Below are 16,633 nucleotides of genomic sequence, written 5' to 3' on the forward strand. Positions count from 1 at the left end.
TATTTATTACTCTTATTATTTAGTTTTCTTCTCGAAAAACTCCATAATTTCTTTTATTTTCTTAACGCTTTTATCACTTATTTCCTGGGCTTCATGTTCAGCATGCTCGTATATAGTGGCATATTTTAGCTTGTCAATATCATCTTTTTTCTGGCCTTTAACCCAGTTATTGATTGTAATATCACTCCATCTGGCGTTTGGAGAAGAGGGATGTACAAAATATTTACTGGCTACATAATCTGCTAAAGCAGTTCCACTTACGCCATTTTTATATTGTGTTCCCACATCCTGTACTGCTATTTTTGCCAATTCGGCACTGATCTTATTCAGAGGATGGCTATAGCTGTCTTTTGCCAATTGGGAGTGGGACGGACAGTCTCCATAATTGGTATTCAGATGAGATTGGGCTTCCGGAATAATTTCATCAAAAGAACCCAGTACCAGATTAAAAACAAGTTTTGGAAAAAAGGCCATAATTTGACCCGTATATCCCATGCCTTTCTGAAGAGTTTCAGCTGTTTTTGAGCCTAGTTTTTCAAAAAAATCTTTGGACATCCATTCCTGCTTATCTGTTTTCTGATACTCCTGTGCCAGAAAATCCTGAAAAGTAAGAAATTGATTGAACCATGATAACCACGTTGCATATTCTATTCCTAAATAATTGGAACTTTTTTCCGCCTTATCAGATTTTTGTGCTTTTGAAAGATCTTCAAGTACGCTAAGGATAAATTTTTCAGCCAGAGATCTCTGCCCTGGAATCCGTCTTTTGTATTCTTTAATTTTAGGGTCAAATAATAAATCACCCATTTTCGGACCTACACTCGCCATGGTATCATCAGTCAGGAATCTGCCACTTACCACCGGAATCTGTGTCGGTTGTTTTCCTTTGTAATAAGAAACCCACGGATAGGCATCCACTCCAAGTCTTCTCAATGATACTTCTACAAAATTGGTATGGGAGAAGTAGTCTTCCAAAACATGCAGAGCAGCTCCCAAATGTCTCAATCCTTGTGAAGATCCTCTTTTGGATACGGCAAGAACAAGCTGTTGTTTCATGTAAGTAACCGAAGAAGGACGATCTCCGGAAAAATCTTTCCAAAAGAAATAAGACATATTTTTTTCAGGATCTATTTTCCACGATTGACGGTTATCTCCCGAATAAAGCTTTTTTACACTGTTTGTTCCTTCGTAGGTATAGGAGATAATATTTCCTTTATCATCTTTGGCATCGGATTCATCCGGCAGTCCATAAGGATTGTCAATATGTTCTTCCGGGCGGTAGAGCCCAAGAATATCTTTGTTAAGTGCACCATACTCAGTATTAAATTTTGCTTCCAGTGTTGCATAGTCATCCGCCGGATTCTTTCCACCTTCTTTCAAGGGGTCAAAAGTAAATTCTTTAATCGCCAGAATCTTAATTAACTGCACCCAGCCCTCATGGGATAGCTGCATGGGAGTCAATTCTTTAATAACTTTGTTTTTTTGTGCTTTGATGGCTGCATTGGTTCCTCTCACCGTAATTTTTACAATAACCTGTGAGAAATCCCTGAGCCAGTTTCCATAATAAATTTTACGAACATCTTGCTCGGAATAGATTCTGGATTGTGGATTGGCTAAAGCTTCAAACTCAATATCACCATGAGCGAAAGCTGCATTTTTATTATGTTTACGGTTTCTTCCTGCTCCGTAATTTGAAATATCGTCTGTAGGATCTTCATCATACTGCCGGTCTTCTCCCACATACTCTGTTACTTTGGAATGCAGGGTAGAAAAATCAATGATAAGATCACCTTTAAAAGTTGGAAGTTCTGCTTTGGCAAAATTCAGCTGAGATTCATTGAAAATATCAAACCGGAAAAGGTAATAGGCAAATTTGGCGCCTTCATCGATTACGTCTGTATCAGGAGTTCCATTGGACGCTAATTCGGTTCGGAGAAGGTTGTCGATATGATGGCCATATTCTTCAACCAGGGCTGCCATCAGCTCTGCTCTCTTGTCGTTGTCTTTCGCCGCTTCTTCAACAAACTTTTGATTAACAATGATTTTTTTTCTTTTGTTGCTGTAGCCGGCAGGACCGCCTCTTCTTCCTACCAAACCTTTGGAAACAATAATTTCCGGAGCTTTGATCTTATTATCACTTAAATCTCTGTAAAGCTTGCTTAATGCTTCCGCTTCAATTTCGTAGCCAAAGATCTGGGTCATAAAAAGCATGAAAGTGATCTCCCCAAGTTCCTTGGCAAGACTCATCAGCTGATCATGGGCATAGGTACTTTCAAGTTTATATTCACTTTCCTGAACATCCATGGGAGGCGGTACAAACTTTTCCGGATCTCCGTAAATAACGCCGCCTTCTTTTCCTATCTGTATAACTTTGCTGCCTGAGTTTTCAATCTCATCCTTGGAATATCTTTTATAATTTCCTCCAACAACTTTGGTGATATTCCCTTTTACAATCCTTGTTCTGCTCATAGCGTAATGATTTAATAATTATTACTTTTCTCTGAGCTGTTATTCTTCACTATTTTATCGGAATGCTGTTCATTGGTTCCGGCACTTTGCGTTACAATTTTCCCCTCACTTACTTCATTTCTTTCCTTCTTCGTTTCACTGTGCACATCACCATCTATAATCTCCGTCAGTTTTCCACTGATCATCATGCTTGCATCACCAATTACAGAGGTTATTTTCATAGCTCCGACGCTTTGTGTGTCATTCATGGTCACGGATTCTGATTTGTTCATGCCGACTATATTGCTTTGATCGGCACCTACGGTCGTACTCATATTCTGACCTACACTGATCATCAGATTTTCTCCGGCTATGAAGGTCATATTTTTCGGTGCAGTCACGGTAATATTGCCCTTGCCATCCATAAGATAGGAATTGCCGCTTGGATCCTCAATAAAGATGCTGCCTTCAGTATCATTGAAGATTACTTTATTTCCACTTCGGGTCTGAATAGATTTCACATGATTGTCTATCCCGCCGCCTAAACCTACTTTACCATGAAACATTCCTCCCATAGCGAAAGGAAAATCGGGATGGTGGTATTCGAAACCTACCATCACCTGGTCACCAACTTCGGGAACAGCCACAAATCCTCTGTTCTGAGTGATCTGATCTGTACCTCCTGCATCGGGACTCATCATCCTGATAAAGTGTGTGGTGTTGTTCTGCTGCCAGTCAAACTGCACCTGTATACGCCCCTGATTCAGCGGGTCTGTATTGGAAATGACGGTCGCAATCTGAGGTTCGGCATTCGGTATTTTAAATTCATGTCTGGGCATAAAACCGGTTCCTTCGGCAATGGCTTCAAATGACCCTGTATAATAGCCCCTTGCATCCACCTCATGAATGGTCTCTGTGATCATTAATTTGGTAAAGTGTGACGTCTCATTCGTATCCGGCTTTCTCATTTGAATATCTGCAGTACATCCCGGATATAAAAAGGGAACCGTAGTATCACCGGAAACGGTAAATACTTCCACAGCAGCATTGCCGGCCGCACTTTTCTGAGACTGGTCCACATCGATGGAAATATTGGCATTGATAGGAGCGGGGGTTAAAGACTGACTGGTAAAGATACCGTCGTTTAACTGATAAGCTTTCGAAGCAAGTTCGCCCAGATGTTTGACACTTGTCGAAGTACTTACCATTTTAGCGTGGCTGCTGCTGTCATATCCAAAAAACTGAGGCTTGGTATGTACCGCATTCATTTCAACCTGTACGTTCGTTACATTGCTCCCGTAAACTAGAGGTATAGGTTTCTCCGCTGCAGGAAGACTTCCAAAATGCAAAACATATCCATCGTAATAGAACTGTTCTCCATAGGATTCAGCTATTCGTGCCAGATAATTATAATGGGTTTCATTATACTGGGCACTGTAGTTAATATAGCTTTTATTCTGGCTGCTTACCTTAAAATCAAATTTGCCGGATCCCAGTGTTTCTTTGATGACGCGTTCAGCAATAATTCCCGTATTAACAGACTGACTTCCCCCAAAACTCTGTGTATGGGATGCAGAGTCCATTAAGATAGTAGGACTTTTACCTTTTAAAATAATATTTCCAAGACTCATTTTGTCCTGACTAAAAGCTACGGTTGTAATAAGACCTACAAAACTTCGCTCCGGACTTTCATTTTCAGAATCTTTATACCTGAAGGTTACGGTTAAACGCTGACCCAAGAATTTTTGACTATCTAAAAGGTTGTGATTCTGAGCTTTTCCCAAAGAATCATGAGCCAGAGTCAGTTCAAATTCATGGTGTTTTTTTGCACTCTGCTGTAACCGAAAGTGTTTAAAATGCTTGATGATCTGGCCTTCTATCACAATATCCAAACGCACGACACGATTAATGCCTGAAATATCGTTCTCCGAAATTTTTTCAGAGTTTGAAGTACTTTTTTTCATTGGTGTTATTTCAATAAATATAGAAATATTAAAGCCTTTGAAAAAATATTAGGGGTAAAACTTGAAAAATTGTAGTAAAACTACGATACTTCATGTAAAATATAATATTTGAAGGCCAGCCAATTACTGTTTAACTACAAATGCATCCTGACGTACGACTTCACGTTCATTTTCGTCACTTACAGTCAGGGTGTATGGTGCTTTGGAGGCTGAATCCGTAAGATAATTTCTCCAAACCTGATAGCTATAGCCTTCATTGACAAAGCTGAAATAGTAATTTCCTCCCGAACCGTCAGGAATCAATTCCCCGTCACTGATAATCATGCTTGGTTTTGAAGTGATTTTGGCATTGGCTGCCCACGACTGGTAAAGGTATTTTCCGTTGGGCTGTTTGTCGATTCTGATCTTAAATTTTTTCGTTTTGATGATCACTGTTTTGGGTACTTTCTGGAAAGGCTGTACCTCATTGGAGATATGGATAGGTTGATTTGTTATAGTTGGTTTTTCTGCTGCATTAGCTAAAGAAAACTGTGTGATGCAGAAGGCTCCTAATAAAATCTTATTGATCATTGTATATGGGGTTATTGGTTAAGTTTAAACCCAATCAAATATGAAGCCATGTGAATTTTAGCAACTCATAATGTTTCGGGAGGCGGGTTTCGTGGTTCCACAACCAGCAATTCAATTTTAGTTATTTTAAGATGGTTTCATTGATCCATGTATTCAGTTCAACGGTATTTCTGAGGGTTTTCAGAAACCAGGCATTGGCTTTATAGTCTTCGATATACTGAGGAAAATAGACGTTGAGACCTTTTCTGAAATTAAAAAAGCTGAGGTGTATATTTTCTGCTAAAGACTCAAGACGTTTGTTAAGCCATATCTTATCCTCCGACAGACCGGATGCATGATGCCTGATCAGAACTTCAATGACGGGGATATCAATTCTTTCCGATTCTCTCAGTATTTTATCCAAAGCATTCGTCAGTACTTCATCGTTAAGGAAATTGATATGAGGCAGATTATCCTCATTATTCTGAAAAAGATGCTCAAACTCAAGATCATGAAGCAGATGATGAGCTCCATGCATAATTTCCGAAGCAGAACTGTAGTCACTATTATCTTTTACAATAAAAACAGCCGGGATGTCCATTTTCAGACGGGTATAAGCTTCAATTTTATGATGGCCGTCCAGTACAAAAGCAGAGCTCAACATCGGATCCAAATGGAAGAGGCTGTAAAATATAATAGGTTTCGGGCGGCCTCCTTTTTTGATCAGATCGATGTAGTATTCCGTTCTTTCAGGATTAATGCTTTTACTTTCCAGCGTATACAGATAATTAAAATCATCAAAAGGGTAGAACCAGCCTGAAAATTTCTGCTCATTGGTATTTTCATCAGCAGGTAAAGATCTGCTCATGTAAAAATTGGAATTATCGTACGGAATTTTACCCAGATTGACCTGATAAGTGCCATTTTCAAAAAGCTTAAGAAAATCCTCAATGCTTGTCATGAGTTCAGCTTCTGTTCCATCAGTAAGCGCTTGATTAAGACCATCAGAAAACGTGATCTTTTCCTTGTCAGAAAGTTCAGACACGGCATAGTATTCACCCACACTTCCACGGGAGTCCGGCCAATTGATGGCCACAGGACGTCTGATGATTAAGCAGCTGGCAAAACCATCGTACAGAGCTTTGATAATGCCCTGTCCGTGAGTGATGTGTATTTCCATGGAATGAATTAAGAAACGGCGGTGTAGCTTGCAAAAGCTTCTTCCAGACTGTTGAATCGGCCTTTAAATTCGTCGATAGGGCAGTCCTGAAGAATGTTTCCTTTATGAATAAGAATAACACGGGAGCACAGTGCTTCCACCTCCTGCATGATGTGGGTAGACAGAAGAACCGTTTTCTGCTGACCAATCTCTTTCACAACATTTCTGATCTCAATGATCTGGTTCGGATCCAGTCCGTTGGTAGGTTCGTCCAGAATCAATAGATCCGGCCGGTGAATGATGGCCTGTGCAAGTCCGACTCTCTGTTTGTATCCTTTTGACAACTGACCGATTTTTTTCGATTTTTCAGGAGTGATTCCCACCAGTTCTATTACTTCATCTACTCTGGCTGCCGATATTTTGTGGATATTGGCGACAAACTGAAGATATTCTCTGACGTACATTTCCAGATACAGCGGATTGTTTTCGGGAAGGAAACCTATTTTTTTCTTGCTTTCGATCTCGTTTTCGGAAATATTCATTCCGTTAAAGATGATTTTGCCCTGATCAATTTTCAGCGCTCCGACGATAGATTTCATCAGCGTGGATTTCCCAGCTCCGTTGGGACCGAGAAGGCCGATGATTTCATTTTTATCAATAGAAATATTGATGTTGTCCAGGGCAGTCTGTTCTCCAAACTTTTTGGTTAAATTGATGATCTGAAGCGGCATAATTCTTAATGTCTTTTTGCAAAAGTAAAAATAAAAAACTCATTCGGATGAATGAGTTCAGTAATATTGAAAAATAATATGATTATTTCTTTGATTTTTTGTTTTTGCTGTTACCATTTGAAGACGGTGCAGCAGTAGATGCCTGACTGGAACCAGCCTTTGTACCATTGATATGATTCATGGTAGCCGGTTTTTCGTACATCGCAGATTTTCCATTGACTCTTCCGAATACTTTCTCCATTTGTTTTTTATTTAAAAACTGGGATTTTCCAACGTATTTACGGTTTTTATTGATGTACTGAATAAACTGAACGGTCGGTTGGCCGTAGTTTTTTTCATAATGCAGTTCAATAATGTCATTGGGAAGTTCCAGGATGATGTTTTCGTCCGGAGTTGTGAGGAAACCATCCATAATCAGTTTGTAAAGACCGGAGACATCGCCATCCATATTCTGGAATGAAAAAGATCTGATCGTGTTCAGGTTACTGGTATTGAGATCCTGATAGTTGATGGTAAATTTATCCTCTTTTTTATATAAACCTACGGAATTATCTTTGCCAATTTCCACCAGACTTTCGTTTTTCAACACTTTGATCTGTGAGAAAACTGAAACGCCGAACATACATGTAATGAGTAGAATTATTTTTCTCATGTGGAGGGATTTTAATGTTTTATAAATTGGTGGATTAAAACTAATAATAAAAATGCGAAAAACATTTATTTCTTAAGCAAAAGTAACACTTTTTTTTAATATTAGTATGTGATCTCTTTTCCATATTATGCATGCCATAAGGATGTTTTGAACCATTTACTGATTTCATTTCTAATGATTTAAAGGCTTTTTTACAGGATAAATTTAACATTAAACAGATAAAAGATGTAGAATTTGTTTTCGGTATAAATGGCTGGAAAACAACTGGTCATTGTTTTTTTTATCATACAAAACATAATATTCTATAGATTAAAGTTAATCATAAACAACTTGATGATGTTTAAACAGGTTCTCCACGACTTGGAAATCACCTTTTAAATACTTGATGAAAGCAAAAATATTTTTTGAATGGACATAAGATGGAATGAAATAACTCTTATTTTTGTCTCATTATACATGCTCATTCACCATGATCAATATCACAGAATTTAAAGAAAACCTGGGTTTAAAAGAGATTCCGGTCGAACTGGAAAAACTGATTTATTTTCAAGACAATATCTCCTCCGGAGAAAATTACAGCCAGGGTTTTGGCATTTTGATCGATGATAAATCCGGATTGAAGAGCTGGAGTGAGGATGAAAACTTTTTAGCGTGTTTATTTCCTATTGCTCAGGCGAACGGTTCAGGCTCATTTTATGCAATTTGGAATGACGGAACAGATAAAACTTTAAATCAAATGCCTGTCGTGGTGTTTGGAGATGAAGGCGGCGTTCATATTGTTGCCGAAAATATCCTGCAGCTGCTTCATTTGCTCACTTATGATACTGAAATTTCCGTAGATTTTGATACTGCTTATTTTTACAGGGATGAAGATGATTATGAGGAAAGCGAAGATCTTGATGAATACCTGAAGTGGATGGCAGGGGATTACAACTTCACCCAGATTGAAGAACCTGATGAATTGATCAAAGCTGCTCAGGACAAGTACAAAGAACATTTTGAACAATGGTTCGGACAATATGTTGAATACTAATGGAATGATCTAATGTCCATAGCTGACCACTCTTGAAATTTTCCAGCCATCAGATGTTTTTTTCCAGACATGGACAAATTTGAATGTTCCACAGTTGATCAGGGAACCATTTTCCAGACGGCAAAACTGATGGACGCCGGTTTGTACAGCTCCGTAATCTTTAATAGGATAGACTTCAACGGATCCCGGAACCAAAACCCTTCGGGTATAGCTGTAATTTTTAGCCACTCTGCTGAAATTATCAACGGTTTCCTGATAATTGGCCAGCCCTCCCACGTCATGAAAAAATTCAAGATCTTCCGTGAAAAATGTCTTCAGTTGATCGATATTTCCGGAATTTGCGGCACCAAAAACAAGGCTGTCTTTTTTCATAATGGTATCATAGAGTTCCTTTGAAACGGGAGTGTAGGCTTTTGATTGAGAGAAGAATACTGTCCAGACTGAACAGCAAAGGAATATTGAAAAGAGTTTAACCATCAGTATTTTCTTCATAGGATAAGATTTTATGGTGTGATCGAATTTTGGAAAGTCGGCCGTATGGATACCTCAATCTGATCAAAGGTAACCAATTAAGAATCAATGGCTGGAAAAAAAGATAAGATTGCAGAATCTTCACCGAAAAGCTTTGCGGCTTCATTGGTATTGATGGGTTATAATTTGTACTTTTATCTTGATTATAATTTTTGAATATGACTATTTTACACCAGGATCAGAATTTTACGATCCGTAGATTTTTACCTGAAGAACAGAGCCTGTTTTGTAACCTTTTTGAAGATGATGAGGTTACCCGATATCTTCCTTACCGTTCATCTGAGCAGTACGCGGAAATGTTTGAAATAGCCTTGGAAGATTATAGCAAAGGACTGTTTGGCCGTTTTGGAATCTTCGGTTTTGAACACAATGATTTTATCGGAATGTGCCTGGTCCGAAATTTTGCAGATGTACCCGGACAGATTGAAATTGGCTATACATTAGGAAAGAAATACTGGGGAAAAGGTATTGCAACGGAAGTTAGCCGTGCTTTGGTCAATTATTCTTTATTAAATACAGAAGGAGGCGATATCGTAGCCGTGACCGATCTGGACAATATAGGATCGCAAAAAGTATTGGAAAAAGCGGGTTTCAGCCGAACAGATAATCTGAAAAGACCGGACAGTGAGATGGCTTACTACATCATTCAGCGCAATTAAACTTAAACTGAGTGCGAGATTAAAGCTATTTATTTTAATGACATTAAGGAAGCCTGAACCTACTTAGGTCCTGACAGTCCTGCTAACCATGTCAAGGTTCAAAATATTGACATGGTTAATTAAATTCATGAAATTTACTGATTAACGGAACCCTTAGAAACCGCGGTTACAAAAGCATCATATTCACTTTTATAGCTTCTGCCAACGGGAATATGGTAAGTGCCGAGGACTATTTCATTAGTGTTAAAAGCAGTAACGAATTGAGTATTAATCATAAACGAACGGTGAATCCTTACCAATCCTTTTCCCGATAAAATAGACTCCAGATCTGTCATTGTAGCCTTTGAAATGATACTTTCATTGTTCATCAGAACTGTTTTAATATCATTGCCCTGACTTTCAAAATAGACAATCTCCCGGATGAGAACTTTTCGGGTCATGCCTTCGGTTTTAAGCATAATGAAATCTTCGTGTGCGTCGGTTTTGTGCCTTAAAACCCGTTCCACCGATTTAAAGAAACGTTCAAACATAATAGGTTTCAAAAGATAGTCCACGGCTTCGAGTTCGAAACCTTCAATGGCAAAATCCCGGTAAGCCGTTGTAAAAATGGTAGGCGGTTTCTGCGACAGCGATCTCAAAAAATCAATTCCGGTTAAATGGGGCATCTGGATATCCAGAAACATCAGGCCTACAGATTTTGTCTGCAGAAGTTGATAAGCATCCATTGCATTTTCAGCTGTTCCCACCAGTTTTAAATGGCCGATTCTGGAAATGTGTTTCTCCAGCAATGTAGCTGCCAAAGGTTCGTCGTCTACAATAATACAGTTGATCATAAAGCTGCCGGCGTTTTTATTTCTACTTTAAAAATATGGTTTTCTCTCGAAACATTGAATACAAAATGGTCATTATAATGAAGTCTGAGCTGTTTTTCAATATTTTTGAGTCCGATTCCTTTTGGATCATTGGTTTCATCGTCACTACAGGTGTTTTCAATCTTAAAAATTAAATACGATTCATCTGAGGAAACATCAATTTTAATCTCTGTCTGATCCTTACTTTTTCCTGCCCCATGTTTAAAAGCATTTTCAACCAATGTCAGATACAAAAGCGGGGGAATGGTGGCTCCGGAATTGAAGTGGATTTCTTTACTGATCTTCAGTCTTTCTTTGCTATATCTGAGGCTTTCCAGTGCGATATAATGATCAATCACAGCGAGCTCTTCTGATACCGGAATTTCATTTTTAGGTCCTTTGTACAGGATATAATCCAGGATATCCGAAAGCCGGCTAATCGACTCCGAAGTCTTCTCCGAATTGCTGAGCGACAGAGCATAAATATTGTTCAGGGTGTTGAACAAAAAATGCGGATTCAGCTGGGATTTCAGAGATTTTAATTCCAGTTCTGCTTTTTCCTTCAGCAGCCGTGTGGTGTTCTCCTTTTCATCTCTGTAACGGATCACAAACATCACCGAAATAAAAATAAAGCCTGCACTAATCAGCGAAAAAGTATAATGCGTCAGAAGATACCTGATATCTGTAAAAATGCTGTAGAAACTGTCCTGAGGCTCATCAATGAAAAATGGTTCTGCACAATAGACAATAAAGATCCTGTTCATCACCGAAATGACATATAAACTGAGAACGAGATACAGGAAAAAGGTGACATATTTTTTCCGGTCAAAGAAGTTTCGGATCAGAATGTAATAGATGAAATTGGCCCCGGCGATCTGAAATATCCAATGACAGAAATTATAAATCAGAGTAGTTGCAGACATACCGCCGTCATATTCTCCGTAATTTCTCACGGTTCCGAATAAGAACAAAGCCGTCCAAAAGAACAGCTGGAAATAAACATTTTGCTTTAGATGATGTTCCGGTCCGAATTTCATAACGTTCAAAAATATAAAATCCAACGCTACAAGTGCTGATTATTTGATAAAATGAATGGAATTGATGACGGAAAGGCCCCATTGCAGTTCAGACTGCGGATACTACTATTGACATCCGGATCAATGTTTTCTGTCATTATTGATCAAAATTGCTGGTGTGGTTGACAATATTTGCAGAAAAAAATAATGCCTGCAGACCTTCATTCTTCTGAAAGACTTTACGGATTGGATCATTTACGAGCTTTAGCCATTGTATTGGTTTTAATGTATCACTACCGCGCTTTTAAACATCCAGTCTGGATTGATACGATCGGCAGATTCGGATGGACCGGAGTGGACTTATTCTTTGTGCTGAGTGGATTTTTAATCTCAGGACAGTTGTTTAAAGAAATTGAAAAAAGTGGAGGGATCAGTTTAAAGACTTTCTTCACCAAACGGTTTTTCAGGATCATTCCGCCTTATGTTTTTACACTTTTCCTGTATTTTGCATTTCCTTTTTTCAGGGAACGGGAGTCGCTAAGTTCATGGTGGAAATTTATCACGTTTACCCAGAATTATGGGCTGGATGTCATTAATCGGGGAACCTTTTCGCATGCATGGTCCTTATGTATCGAAGAACAGTTTTACCTTTTTCTTCCTTTGCTGCTTCTGACAGCGATAAAGACAAAAGTTTTCCGGTATACAGCGATTTTTGCAGGTGCTCTCATTCTCTTTTCCTTAACGGCCAGATGGTTCATATGGGAAAATTCAATCGTTCCTGTGTTGGATACCGAAGGTTTTTGGAAGGAATGGTACATAAAAATATATTATCCCACTCACACGCGTCTGGACGGTCTTGCAGTCGGAGTCATTATCGGTTTTCTGATGCAGTATTCCGTCCGTTTTAAAAATTTGGTTCATCATAATGGGAACAGATTTTTTATTCTTGGAATTATTCTGCTCGGTTTTACATTCTGGATTTGTAATGATCAGGTTTCTCAGGAAGCTTCTGTCTTCGGATTTACATTGGTGGCGCTCAGTTATGGAATTATTTTAATGTCAGCCATTTCTAAATCTTCTTTTATGTTCAAAACGAAATCATCTATCACAGCACAACTGGCGGGGCTGTCTTATGCCATTTACCTTTCCCATAAAGGCATTATTCATATGATTCAGTGTGCACTTGAAAAATCAGGGCTGGAAACATCTGACAATATCAGTCTTTTCATTGGTCTGGCAGGATGCATTGCAGGAGGATTGTTGTATAGATTTGTCATTGAAAAGCCGTCTTCAAAGGCTAAATATATATTTCTGAAGAGGATAAATAAGAATTGAGAATCAAGATGCCAGACATCAGATTTCAGACATCAGACGGTGAATCTAGTAATTAACTCAGCAACCAGTAATGCTACCTAACTCTAAAACTCTAAAACTCTCCGACACTCAAACCCTCCAACGCTCAAACCCGAAACCCGCATCCCATATTATCTTGGCAAAGCATTTCTAATGTTCCCAATATCCTTTTGAAAAATATCAAGGTCTTTTTCAACAACGATCTCATGGGTGTTTTTTGCTTGTATAACCAGTTCATGATACTCTTTTTTGAGCAGGGAAGTAAGCGGTCTGTCCTTAAAGGCGAGTTCCTTTTCTCTAATACCAAAATCATAGTCAGAAAAAGGATAGTCAATTTTACCAATCTTTACACCATCTCTTGAAATCTCACATTTGTTTTTGATGTAGGTCACGATCAGGAGAAGTGGCATGATGACAAATCCAAATAAGCTGAAAAAACCAACGCGATAGGTTGGATTTTTATGTAAAATAACACCGTCAATCAGGTTGTAGAATGATCCGGTCATGATGAACGGAGCCAGAACTGCATAAAAGAGAAGGACCTTTTTTGCCAAACATATTTTTAAACTCATCTCTAATCGATTTAAATTATTCCTGTTAATTATATCTGCAGCGTCGGAATAAACAATAGTAAAGTTTGTAATTTATTCATCCTTAATGTAATGGGAAAATAAGATATATTTTTCACCTCCACAAGTAAGGAATTTGATGAACGATTCACAGCAGGAAACATGAGTATTTTCACAAAATATGCTGCAAAAAATAAATATTTTTCTTAAATTGAATAAGACAACAGAGATTACATCGACAATAAGAGAGATTCTTCTCAATCAAAGACCCTTTCCAGCCACCAAAGATGCCTGTTTTCTGATATCTTAAAACTAAAATAATGCAGTATCTACAAAAAATATCCTTAATCCTCATTTTATTTTCTTCCGTCGCTTTTTCCCAGAAGTATAAAACCTCTTCAACAGCTTTACCGGGAAAAGAATTCCCAAAAATAGATGCAAAGAGAAATGCGGAGTTTCAGGTGTATTTTCCGGATGCAACATCTGTGACTTTGGAGGGAGGAGACGGAATGCAAAGTATACAATCCTCAGTTTCCAAAGGGAAGAATGGTTTTTGGAATGTTTCTACTTCAGCCATGGAAATAGGATTTCATTATTACTGGTTTAATGTAGATGGCCAACGCAGAAATGACCAGAATACGCAGTTGTATTTTGGATACGGCCAGCCAACCAGCGGAATCGAAGTGCCTTCCGGAGAAGATTTTTTCTTGAAAAAAAATGTAAAGCACGGAAAAATCGTTAATGATAGTTTAAATTCAGAAATTACAAAAGGCCAACGGAATTTTAAAGTATATCTTCCTCCCAGTTACGGGTCTAAGAAACTACCCGTTTTATATCTGTACCACGGAACCGGCGAGGATATTACTGGGTGGGAAACGCAGGGCTATATCATCAATATTCTGGACAATCTTTTTGCGGAAAAAAAAGCGCAAGAAATGATCGTGGTGATGGATTATGGAGTGGCACTGAATCCGGAACAGGAAAAAATGCCGGATGATTATCCCAGAACAGTTCTTTCTTCCAAAAATTTGGACAAAATCGTTATTGGAGAACTGATTCCGTACGTCGAAAAAAAATATAAAACGAATACTCAAAAAGCAATCGCCGGGCTCTCCCGCGGAAGTTATCAGGCCATGCTGATCGGAGCCAGCCATCCGGAAATGTTTTCTGCGATTGGGGTTTTCAGTCCGGTTATTTATGAAGGAACTGAGAGTGATCCATTTAAAGAACTTCCTATCGGTAATGTATTGAAGTCCGGGAAAAAACCTTATTTCTTTATCGGAATCGGGGAAAAAGAAGATGAGCGGTTTTTTCAGTTTAATAAAGAACTGACTACTTTTTTAAACAAGAATAAATATCCCTATTTCCTTTACGAATCTCCCGAAACCTATCATGAATGGCTCACATGGAGAAGATCTCTGTATCAGTTTACACAAAGGATTTTCAGATAAAAAACAAAATACTTAAGATTAATTTGTATACGGCCGGATTGAACTTCTTGTACTCGAAAAATTTATTATATTTTTGAATATAGTTTTATCAGACCTCTATTTTTTTTAATTGTTAAGCACAATCAACGGTGCACAGCAAACCTCAATATTATGAAGAGAAGGTATCTCACTTATATTTTACTTTTTGGATTTCCTTTGTTTGGATGCCAGAATAAAGTGAACGGACAATCCACTTACCAGCAGGAATGGATGGCATTAAAACAGCAAAATGAAGCATTAGCCTTTGATGCCGATATACACCTGTCTGATGCTGAAACCGCATTGGATAAAAAATTATTTCAGCTGCGAAAACAGCTCCTTACCGACACAGACAAACAGAAAATATCTTTGTTTAACAGTTCTTTTAATGAGTTAAAACCATTGATAGAAAGCAGTACATTATTCGAAATTTTCCAGTCAATGCCGAAAGGAGGTCTGCTCCATACGCACAGCGGAGGGATCACAGATATGAAATGGGTGATTTCGACGGCCAGAAAGTATAAAGAAGGGTATGTTTATGATCAGGCAGATAATGATCAGTTTATTTTCGGTCAGCTGGCGTTTTTTGAAGATGGGAAAGTTCCGAAAGGATTTGTGAGTCTTAATAAAAAGCTGACTTCGGATCCTGATTTTGAAAAGAAACTGGCGGACCTTCTTATCCTGAAGCGGGATCAGTTATGTACTTATACCGATTACTGGATTGAATTTGAGAAACGTTTTAAACGCATCAGTCTCCTTTTGCCTTACCGTCCTTTTTTCAAGGAATATTATAAAAAAGGCTTTATGGATTTGGTACAAAACAATGTTCAGCACGTAGAAATCAGGTATATTTTTGATGAGCTTTACGATTTTCAGAAAGGAAAATATCCGCTGAAGACTTCGATTACTGATTTACAGGATGTTGTTAAAGGAATACAGAAAGTACATCCGGAGTTCAGTTTAAAATTAATTTATTCAAGTTTTAAATTTTTAGATCCGAAAAGCATTGAAAAGCAGCTTGAAACAGCCTTTGAACTTAAAAAGGAATTTCCAGATGTGATTTCAGGCTTTGATCTTGTGGCGGATGAAGCGGCCGGAAACAGTGTTTATTCTTTCAGGGAAAACTGGATGAAACTGGACGAACTGAGTAAAAAGTATGGCGTAAAAATGCCTCTTTTCCTTCATGCAGGTGAAAGTAATTCAGTCTTTAATAAAAATATTCTGGATATGTCAGTATTGAACAATCCGAGGATTGGACATGGTTTAAACCTGATCTATTTCCCAAAGACCATGGAATTGATCAAAAAGCAAAACAAACTGGTTGAGGTAAGCCCGATCAGTAATCAGGTTTTAGGATACGTAAGTGATATGAGAAATCATCCTGCAAGAGTTTTGTTGAGTAACGGAATTCAGTGCTCCATCAACAGTGATGATCCTAGTGTTTACGGATACGAAGGTTTGGGTTATGATTTCTGGGTCGCTTTTGTGTATTGGGAGCTTGATGTAAAAGCTTTGAAAAAACTCGTCTTTAATTCAATTAACTATTCTTCGCTGAATGAAAATGAAAAAAAGAAGGCACTGACGCACTTGACTCAACAATGGGATGATTTTGTTCAAAAAATGAATCAGAAACTCAACTAATGCATCAA

15 protein-coding genes are annotated in these 16,633 nt (G+C 38.2%); 5 read left to right on the forward strand and 10 right to left on the reverse strand.

Translation table 11 applies throughout. The annotated features are described in order from the left end of the window. Positions 1-15: 15 nt before the first annotated feature. The 6 genes from N0B48_RS09195 to N0B48_RS09220 all read right to left on the reverse strand — a co-directional run bounded on the left by N0B48_RS09195 (position 16) and on the right by N0B48_RS09220 (position 7,503). Positions 16-2,469, reverse strand: a complete 2,454-nt coding sequence (locus N0B48_RS09195) for an HET-C-related protein (RefSeq protein WP_259838433.1) — start codon at positions 2,467-2,469, stop codon at positions 16-18. Positions 2,470-2,480: 11 nt separating this feature from the next. Continuing rightward, complete coding sequence (locus N0B48_RS09200; RefSeq protein WP_259838434.1) at positions 2,481-4,412, reverse strand: type VI secretion system Vgr family protein; 1,932 nt, start codon at positions 4,410-4,412, stop codon at positions 2,481-2,483. Positions 4,413-4,535: 123 nt separating this feature from the next. Then, complete coding sequence (locus N0B48_RS09205; protein WP_259838435.1) at positions 4,536-4,982, reverse strand: hypothetical protein; 447 nt, start codon at positions 4,980-4,982, stop codon at positions 4,536-4,538. A 121-nt stretch (positions 4,983-5,103) separates the two neighbouring features. Further along, positions 5,104-6,141 carry a ParB N-terminal domain-containing protein gene (locus N0B48_RS09210; RefSeq protein ID WP_259838436.1) on the reverse strand — a complete coding sequence of 346 codons (1,038 nt, stop codon included), beginning with the start codon at positions 6,139-6,141 and terminating at the stop codon, positions 5,104-5,106. A gap of 8 nt (positions 6,142-6,149) precedes the next feature. After that, positions 6,150-6,851 (reverse strand): ABC transporter ATP-binding protein, encoded by a 702-nt coding sequence (locus N0B48_RS09215; RefSeq protein WP_259838438.1) that lies wholly within the window; start codon positions 6,849-6,851, stop codon positions 6,150-6,152. An 82-nt stretch (positions 6,852-6,933) separates the two neighbouring features. After that, positions 6,934-7,503 carry a hypothetical protein gene (locus tag N0B48_RS09220; RefSeq protein ID WP_259838440.1) on the reverse strand — a complete coding sequence of 190 codons (570 nt, stop codon included), beginning with the start codon at positions 7,501-7,503 and terminating at the stop codon, positions 6,934-6,936. Positions 7,504-7,972: 469 nt separating this feature from the next. Between N0B48_RS09220 and N0B48_RS09225 the strand changes: the two genes are divergently transcribed. Further along, on the forward strand, positions 7,973-8,536 hold the full coding sequence (locus N0B48_RS09225) for a hypothetical protein (RefSeq protein WP_259838442.1): 564 nt from the start codon (positions 7,973-7,975) through the stop codon (positions 8,534-8,536). A gap of 9 nt (positions 8,537-8,545) precedes the next feature. Here the strand turns inward: N0B48_RS09225 and N0B48_RS09230 are convergent, their stop codons facing one another. Then, complete coding sequence (locus N0B48_RS09230) at positions 8,546-9,028, reverse strand: nuclear transport factor 2 family protein (RefSeq protein ID WP_259838444.1); 483 nt, start codon at positions 9,026-9,028, stop codon at positions 8,546-8,548. Between the two features lie 197 nt (positions 9,029-9,225). On the opposite strand from N0B48_RS09230, the gene N0B48_RS09235 reads away from it, so the two are divergent. Beyond that, positions 9,226-9,726 (forward strand): GNAT family N-acetyltransferase, encoded by a 501-nt coding sequence (locus N0B48_RS09235; RefSeq protein ID WP_259838446.1) that lies wholly within the window; start codon positions 9,226-9,228, stop codon positions 9,724-9,726. Positions 9,727-9,860: 134 nt separating this feature from the next. Here the strand turns inward: N0B48_RS09235 and N0B48_RS09240 are convergent, their stop codons facing one another. Further along, on the reverse strand, positions 9,861-10,559 hold the full coding sequence (locus N0B48_RS09240; protein WP_259838447.1) for a LytR/AlgR family response regulator transcription factor: 699 nt from the start codon (positions 10,557-10,559) through the stop codon (positions 9,861-9,863). Next, positions 10,556-11,614 (reverse strand): sensor histidine kinase, encoded by a 1,059-nt coding sequence (locus tag N0B48_RS09245; protein ID WP_259838448.1) that lies wholly within the window; start codon positions 11,612-11,614, stop codon positions 10,556-10,558. The genes N0B48_RS09240 and N0B48_RS09245 overlap by 4 nt, the downstream gene beginning before the upstream one ends. 186 nt (positions 11,615-11,800) lie before the next feature. On the opposite strand from N0B48_RS09245, the gene N0B48_RS09250 reads away from it, so the two are divergent. Further along, complete coding sequence (locus tag N0B48_RS09250; RefSeq protein WP_259838449.1) at positions 11,801-12,928, forward strand: acyltransferase family protein; 1,128 nt, start codon at positions 11,801-11,803, stop codon at positions 12,926-12,928. 149 nt (positions 12,929-13,077) lie between these two features. Here the strand turns inward: N0B48_RS09250 and N0B48_RS09255 are convergent, their stop codons facing one another. Next, a complete protein-coding gene (locus tag N0B48_RS09255; RefSeq protein ID WP_259838450.1) occupies positions 13,078-13,500 on the reverse strand; it encodes a hypothetical protein in 423 nt (140 codons plus the stop codon). A gap of 335 nt (positions 13,501-13,835) precedes the next feature. Between N0B48_RS09255 and N0B48_RS09260 the strand changes: the two genes are divergently transcribed. Together N0B48_RS09260 and N0B48_RS09265 are read left to right on the forward strand one after the other, a co-directional pair. Next, a complete protein-coding gene (locus N0B48_RS09260; protein ID WP_259838452.1) occupies positions 13,836-14,966 on the forward strand; it encodes an alpha/beta hydrolase-fold protein in 1,131 nt (376 codons plus the stop codon). Positions 14,967-15,116: 150 nt separating this feature from the next. After that, positions 15,117-16,625, forward strand: a complete 1,509-nt coding sequence (locus tag N0B48_RS09265) for an amidohydrolase family protein (RefSeq protein ID WP_259838453.1) — start codon at positions 15,117-15,119, stop codon at positions 16,623-16,625. The last annotated feature ends 8 nt before the right edge of the window (positions 16,626-16,633 follow it).

The sequence above is a fragment of the Chryseobacterium herbae genome (genome assembly GCF_025154075.1).
GTDB classification, from domain to species: Bacteria; Bacteroidota; Bacteroidia; order Flavobacteriales; family Weeksellaceae; genus Chryseobacterium; species Chryseobacterium herbae.

What these genes read in the sequence shown, in the direction of transcription:
- N0B48_RS09195 (WP_259838433.1), bottom strand. Translation starts at nt 2,469, where the DNA reads ATGAGCAGAACAAGGATTGTAAAAGGGAATATCACCAAAGTTGTTGGA.
- N0B48_RS09200 (WP_259838434.1), bottom strand. Translation starts at nt 4,412, where the DNA reads ATGAAAAAAAGTACTTCAAACTCTGAAAAAATTTCGGAGAACGATATT.
- N0B48_RS09205 (WP_259838435.1), bottom strand. Translation starts at nt 4,982, where the DNA reads ATGATCAATAAGATTTTATTAGGAGCCTTCTGCATCACACAGTTTTCT.
- N0B48_RS09210 (WP_259838436.1), bottom strand. Translation starts at nt 6,141, where the DNA reads ATGGAAATACACATCACTCACGGACAGGGCATTATCAAAGCTCTGTAC.
- N0B48_RS09215 (WP_259838438.1), bottom strand. Translation starts at nt 6,851, where the DNA reads ATGCCGCTTCAGATCATCAATTTAACCAAAAAGTTTGGAGAACAGACT.
- N0B48_RS09220 (WP_259838440.1), bottom strand. Translation starts at nt 7,503, where the DNA reads ATGAGAAAAATAATTCTACTCATTACATGTATGTTCGGCGTTTCAGTT.
- N0B48_RS09225 (WP_259838442.1), top strand. Translation starts at nt 7,973, where the DNA reads ATGATCAATATCACAGAATTTAAAGAAAACCTGGGTTTAAAAGAGATT.
- N0B48_RS09230 (WP_259838444.1), bottom strand. Translation starts at nt 9,028, where the DNA reads ATGAAGAAAATACTGATGGTTAAACTCTTTTCAATATTCCTTTGCTGT.
- N0B48_RS09235 (WP_259838446.1), top strand. Translation starts at nt 9,226, where the DNA reads ATGACTATTTTACACCAGGATCAGAATTTTACGATCCGTAGATTTTTA.
- N0B48_RS09240 (WP_259838447.1), bottom strand. Translation starts at nt 10,559, where the DNA reads ATGATCAACTGTATTATTGTAGACGACGAACCTTTGGCAGCTACATTG.
- N0B48_RS09245 (WP_259838448.1), bottom strand. Translation starts at nt 11,614, where the DNA reads ATGAAATTCGGACCGGAACATCATCTAAAGCAAAATGTTTATTTCCAG.
- N0B48_RS09250 (WP_259838449.1), top strand. Translation starts at nt 11,801, where the DNA reads ATGCCTGCAGACCTTCATTCTTCTGAAAGACTTTACGGATTGGATCAT.
- N0B48_RS09260 (WP_259838452.1), top strand. Translation starts at nt 13,836, where the DNA reads ATGCAGTATCTACAAAAAATATCCTTAATCCTCATTTTATTTTCTTCC.
- N0B48_RS09265 (WP_259838453.1), top strand. Translation starts at nt 15,117, where the DNA reads ATGAAGAGAAGGTATCTCACTTATATTTTACTTTTTGGATTTCCTTTG.